Source organism: Streptomyces sp. NPDC059398 (assembly GCF_042751845.1).
Classification (GTDB): Bacteria; Actinomycetota; Actinomycetes; order Streptomycetales; family Streptomycetaceae; genus Streptomyces.
This window is the reverse complement of the sequence record NZ_JBHYWP010000114.1, coordinates 1-5,601: the sequence shown is the minus strand read 5'-3', so window position 1 is coordinate 5,601 and position 5,601 is coordinate 1. Positions and strand designations below refer to the sequence as shown.

The 5,601-nt window shown below is 73.9% G+C and carries 6 protein-coding genes; 4 read left to right on the top strand and 2 right to left on the bottom strand.

The genetic code is table 11. From position 1 onward, the window contains the following. Positions 1-105 precede the first annotated feature (105 nt). Complete coding sequence (locus tag ACFXBC_RS30230) at positions 106-534, bottom strand: SRPBCC family protein (protein WP_385031507.1); 429 nt, start codon at positions 532-534, stop codon at positions 106-108. A 238-nt stretch (positions 535-772) separates the two neighbouring features. Here ACFXBC_RS30230 and ACFXBC_RS30225 point away from each other — a divergent pair, with 238 nt between their 5' ends. The 3 genes from ACFXBC_RS30225 to ACFXBC_RS30215 all read left to right on the top strand — a co-directional run bounded on the left by ACFXBC_RS30225 (position 773) and on the right by ACFXBC_RS30215 (position 3,490). Next, positions 773-1,327 (top strand): Clp protease N-terminal domain-containing protein, encoded by a 555-nt coding sequence (locus ACFXBC_RS30225; RefSeq protein ID WP_385031504.1) that lies wholly within the window; start codon positions 773-775, stop codon positions 1,325-1,327. 34 nt (positions 1,328-1,361) lie between these two features. Further along, entirely contained in the window at positions 1,362-2,351 is a 990-nt protein-coding gene (locus ACFXBC_RS30220) for a DMT family transporter (RefSeq protein ID WP_385031501.1), read from the top strand. Positions 2,352-2,515: 164 nt separating this feature from the next. Beyond that, complete coding sequence (locus ACFXBC_RS30215) at positions 2,516-3,490, top strand: DMT family transporter (RefSeq protein WP_385031498.1); 975 nt, start codon at positions 2,516-2,518, stop codon at positions 3,488-3,490. A 44-nt stretch (positions 3,491-3,534) separates the two neighbouring features. On the opposite strand, the gene ACFXBC_RS30210 is transcribed toward ACFXBC_RS30215, so the two are convergent. Continuing rightward, on the bottom strand, positions 3,535-4,224 hold the full coding sequence (locus tag ACFXBC_RS30210) for a pyridoxamine 5'-phosphate oxidase family protein (RefSeq protein ID WP_385031495.1): 690 nt from the start codon (positions 4,222-4,224) through the stop codon (positions 3,535-3,537). A gap of 35 nt (positions 4,225-4,259) precedes the next feature. On the opposite strand from ACFXBC_RS30210, the gene ACFXBC_RS30205 reads away from it, so the two are divergent. Continuing rightward, on the top strand, positions 4,260-5,601 hold a 1,342-nt coding region (locus ACFXBC_RS30205; protein ID WP_385031492.1), incomplete at its 3' end, for an aminotransferase class I/II-fold pyridoxal phosphate-dependent enzyme.

Below are 5,601 nucleotides of genomic sequence, written 5' to 3'. Positions count from 1 at the left end.
TTTTTGTTTTGGGCGCTGTTGCTCTCATACACACCGGGGGGGGGGGGGGGCCCCCCCCCCGGGGCCGGGGGGCCCCCCCCCGCGGTCGTACGGGGCCGGTCTGGCTCAGGTCACCAGGCCCGCGAGTCTGCGCACCGACTCCTGGAGTGCGGCGGTCGCCGAGTCCTTGAGTTTGCCGGCCATCAGGGACACGGCGGCTCCCGTGAACTCGCCGTCGATGCGGACCACCGTGGCGTCGCCGTCCGGGGTGAGTGAGTAGCGCATCGCGAGGCTGACGCCCATCGGTCCCTTCCCGCGGGTGACCAGCAGGGCTTCCGGTGTCAGCTCGTCGACGGTCCAGTTCACCTCCGCCGGGAAGCCCATCAGCTTCATGTTCTCCTCGTAGGTGGACCCCACGGCGAGCGTGGCCGGGCCGCCCTTGGGGAAGCTGGTGTGGGTCGCGTTCCACTCGCCGTACGCGCTGAAGTCGGTCAGCTGGGACCAGACCTTCTCGGCCGGTGCTTCGATCCGAGCCTCGGCGCTGACTTCGGCCATGCGACCACCCCTTCTTGTCGGGTTGTGATGTCGCGGAACGTAGCTCCTGGCTCCGGAACATTCAATACTGATGAACCGTCAGGTATGCGGGGTCCGGTACGGAGGGGGCGTGCGCCCCCTTGGTGGTGGGCGGGTGCGGGCCGTCGCCGTCTCATCCGTAAGGAGGAGGGTCCGGGTGGGTGTGCCCAACTTGCGTGGGACGGGTAAATGCTCCCCGGCGGGGATGTTCGGGGCGTAGATGGCTGATGAGCTGGGAGACGTGCATAGCCCTACCCGTCCGAACGACCAGCCCGCCCCGTCCCGAGCCGACATCGAAGCCGGGCTGACCGTGGAACTGGCGACGGTTGTGGCAGGCGCACGCCGGCGTGCGCTGCGTGACGGCGATCGCCAGATCGATACGGCCCATCTGCTGCACTCGGTGATCGAGACCGACCCCGAGGTGCGGGCCGCCTTCGACGACGGCCCGCAGGTGGCCAAGGTGCTCGGCTATCTCGTCCAGCGCAGCATCGGCTACGGGCTGCGCTGGCAGGGATCGGTGGAGGACTCGGGGGCCGTCCCCGTGGTGGCCGAGCCCGGGGTGACCGGCTGGTCGCCCGCGGCTGTCGCGGCCATGGAGGGCGCCCTGGAGAGGGCGGAGGGGCGCGGGAACCGGCGGGCGAGCGGGCTCGATCTGCTGGCCGCGCTCGCCCGCGACCGCGAGTGCCGCGCCGTGGAGGTGCTGGGCCGCGCCGGGGTGGACGCGGAACTCCTCGCGGAGCGCCTGGAGGGCGGTACCCGCCAGGCCCGTCGGTGATGACGCTCCTGACGGCACCTGCCATGATGTGCCGATGCGTGCGTCTCGGGGGACTCGGGGGAAGAGCGTCGGCCTGGGGCTCGCCCTGGTGTCGGCCTTCGCGTTCGGCGGGTCGGGTGTCGCGGCCAAGCCGCTGATCGAGGCGGGGCTCGACCCGCTGCACGTGGTCTGGCTCCGGGTGGCCGGAGCGGCCCTGGTGATGCTGCCGGTCGCCTGGCGCCACCGGGATCTCGTACGGCGCAGGCCCGCGCTGCTCATCGGCTTCGGGCTGCTCGCCGTCGCGGGCGTCCAGGCGTGCTACTTCGCGGCCCTCTCCCGTATCCCCGTCGGCGTGGCCCTGCTCGTCGAGTACCTGGCGCCCGCGCTCGTCCTGGGCTGGGTCCGCTTCGTGCAGCGCAGACCGGTGACCCGGGCCGCCGCCGTGGGGGTGGTGCTCGCGGCCGGCGGGCTCGCCTGTGTGGTCGAGATCTGGTCCGGGCTGGGCTTCGACGCACTCGGACTGCTGCTCGCGCTCGGCGCCGCCTGCTGCCAGGTCGGTTACTTCGTCCTGTCGGACCACGGCGGCGACGGTGATGGCGGCGCCGACCCGCTGGGGGTCATCGCGTACGGACTGCTCGTCGGAACCGCCCTGCTGACGACGGTGGCCCGTCCGTGGCGGATGGACTGGTCCCTGCTCGCCGGGCAGGCGCAGATGAACGGAGCCACGGTGCCCGCCTGGCTGCTGCTCGGCTGGATCGTCCTGGTCGCCACCGTCGTCGCCTATGTCTCCGGGGTGGTCTCGGTCCGCAGGCTCTCCCCGCAGGTGGCCGGGGTGGTCGCCTGTCTCGAAGCGGTCATCGCGACCGTGCTCGCCTGGGTGCTGCTCGGGGAGCACCTCGCCGCGCCGCAGATCGCGGGCGGGACCGTGGTGCTGCTCGGCGCGTTCGTCGCCCAGTCGTCGGCGCCGAAGCCCCCTTCGGGTCCGGTGGCGGGCGCACCGGCCGCGGTGGTGGCGGAGTCACCGGCCGGCCGGAGCGCAACGTAGCGCCGTCCGTTAGGGTTTGGCCCATGCATCTCACCGTACTGCCGCCCCCCGCCGCGTAGCGCGGGCGGCCGCATCCTCTGACGGAGACCGGGCTCGGGTGTCCCCCGAGCGGCTCGTCGCTGCCCGCGCACGGAGTTCAGCGACCGCCTTTCCCCGTCTTCCTCATGGAGAAGTACGTGACGCATGTGCCGCACTCCGACGCCGGGCTGTCCGTCCGCCGGAGTCTCCTGTATCTGTCCGTGGCCGGAGTGGCCTGGGGTACCGCCGGGGCCTCGGCCTCGCTGCTCTACGGGGCCAGTGATCTCGGGCCCGTCTCGCTCACCTTCTGGCGGTGCGCCGGCGGTCTGGTGCTGCTGCTCGCCGTGCGGGCCGTGCGCCGCCGCCCGCACCGGACGTCCCGGCCCGCCGAGCCGCGCGCCCGGCTGGTGCTGCGCACCGTCGCGACCGGGGTGGCGTTCACGCTCTTCCAGGTCGCCTATTTCGCCGCTGTCCAGCTCACCGGGCTCGCCGTGGCCACCGTCGTGACCCTGGGCGCCGGGCCCGTGCTCATCGCCGTCGGTGCCCGGCTGACCATGGGTGAGCGGCTGGGCGGGGGCGGGGTCACCGCCGTCGCGGGTGCGCTCGGCGGACTCGTGGTGCTGGTCCTGGGCAGCGGCGGCGGAGCCGTGCACCCCGCCGGGGTCGGCTGGGCGCTGCTCTCCGCCGCCGGGTACGCGGCGATGACCCTGCTGACCCTGTGGCTCGGCCGCAGCGGGGGCGGCGACCCGCTCTCCACCACGGCCTGGTCCCTCGCTCTGGGAACCGTCGTCCTGCTGCCGCTCGCCGTGGCGGAGGGGCTCCTCCCGCACACCGTCGAACCGGCCAGGGTGGCGGGCCTGCTGGCCTATGTCGCCGCGGTGCCCACCGCACTCGCCTACGCGCTGTACTTCACCGGTGCCGCGGTGGTCCGCTCGGCCACGGTCTCGGTGATCATGCTGCTTGAACCGGTGAGCGCCGCGGTCATCGCCGTGGCCCTGCTCGGGGAGCGGCTCACCCCGGGCACGGTCCTCGGCACCCTGCTGCTTCTCGCGGCCGTCGTCGGTCTCGCGTACGGGGAGATGCGGGCGGCAGCCGCGCGCCGCAGGCCGGTACCGGCCTGAGCCGGCTCCGGCCGGTGCTCGGCGATGTGCCTCGCTCGCGCGGTTCAGAGGCGGGCGAGGTAGTCCGGCAGGGCGACCGACGGGTCGAGGTCGTCCGACCGGACCGGGGTGCCGTATCCGCGGCTCACCGGCACGACACCCGACCAGTACGGGAGGGCGAGGTCCTCGGGCTCGTCGTTGGGGCCGCCGGTGCGCGTCTTGACGGACAGCTCCTCCAGGTCCAGGCGGATCACGGCGGTGGCCGCCAGCTCCTTGGCGTCGGCGGGGCGCGAGTCGTGCGACCGGCCCGGCACGGCCTGCTCGACGATCGCGTCGAGAGCGGTGCGCCGCTCGTCGGCGTCGGTGACCTGGCGGGCCGTGCCGTGGACCACCACGGAGCGGTAGTTGATCGAGTGGTGGAAGGCGGACCGGGCCAGGACCAGACCGTCGACATGTGTGACCGTCAGACAGACCGCGATGCCGGGGTCCGCCTGGCCCGCCGCCCGCAGCGGACGGGAGCCCGTCGAGCCGTGGACGTAGAGGCGCTCGCCCACCCGGGCGTACAGCGTCGGCAGTACGACGGGCGCGCCGTCGCGGAGGAACCCGAGGTGGCAGACGTATCCCTCGTCCAGCACGGAGTGCACCAGTTCACGGTCGTACGAGGCCCGCTCCCGGGAACGGGTGGGGACCGTACGGGCGGTCGGCACATAGGGCGCGTCCTGCTGCCGGGAAGCGGCCGGAGGGGTATCGGACATTGCGTTCTCCATTGCGCTAGTGCATAATCTTCTTTGTGCTAGGAGAGTATGGGATCGAAGGCAGGCGTGCAACGGAGATCGCGGCGAGCGTGGAGCGCGCGGTCGGCTCCGGTGTGCTAGCTCCAGGGCAACTACTGCCACCACTAAGGGAGTTGGCGGATCAGCTGGGGGTGAATCCGAATACGGTCGGCGCCGCCTACCGGACGCTCCGGGACCGCGGGGTGATCGCGACGGCGGGCCGCAGGGGAAGCCGGGTGCGCCCCCGGCCGGCCAGTACGGCGCGGGAGTCCATCCGGGCCGACATCCCGGCCGGGGTGCGTGACCTCGCATCGGGCAACCCGGACCGCGCGCTGCTGCCCCCGCTCGCCGGAGCGCTGGCCGCGGCCGCCGCGCGCAGTGACGAGCGGGCCGTGCTGTACGGGGAGGCGGGCGTCGACCCCGGGCTCGAACGGCTGGCGCGCGCCGCCCTCGGCGCCGACGGCGTGCCGCAGGGGCCGCTCGCGGTGCTGTCCGGTTCGCTCGACGGGATCGAGCGGGTGCTCGCCGCGCACCTCAGGCCCGGTGACTCCGTCGCCATCGAGGACCCGGGCTGGGGCGCCCTGCTCGATCTCGTTCCCGCGCTCGGGCTGCGCCCGGTGCCGATGGGGGTCGACAGCGAGGGGCCGCTCCCGGGGGAGGCGGAGCGGGCGCTGCGCGAAGGGGCCCGCGCGCTCGTGGTGACCGCCCGCGCGCAGAACCCCACGGGCGCGGCGGTGAGTCCGGCGCGCGCCGATGCGCTGCGGACCCTGCTGCGGGACCATCCGGGCGTCCTGCTCATCGAGGACGACCACGGACACGGGATCGCCGATCTGCCGCTGAGTCCGCTGGCCGGGGCCACAGATCACTGGGCCTTCGTGCGGTCGGTCTCCAAGGCGTACGGGCCCGATCTGCGGCTCGCCGTGCTGACCGGCGACACGATCACCATGGACCGGGTACTGGGCCGTCAGCGGCTCGGCCCCGGCTGGGTCAGCCATCTGCTGCAGAGCGCGGTCGTCGAGCTGTGGACCTCGGGCGCCGTCGATGTCCCGGCGGTCTCGCTGTCGTACGGGAGGCGCCGGGACGCGCTGATCGAGGCGCTGGCCGGGCGGGGGCTCGACGCCTGCGGCCGCAGCGGGATGAACGTGTGGGTGCCGGTGCCGGACGAGACCGGGGTGGTGGCGCGGCTGCTGCACTCCGGCTGGGCCGTCGCCCCCGGCGCCCGTTTCCGGATGGCCGCGCCGCCCGGTGTGCGCCTCACGGTCTCGCAGCTGGGCCCGGACGACATCGGCCCGGTCGCCGACGCCGTCGCGTCGGGGGCGGGGGCCCCGCCCCCCCCCCCCACCCCCACACGCCCGCCGC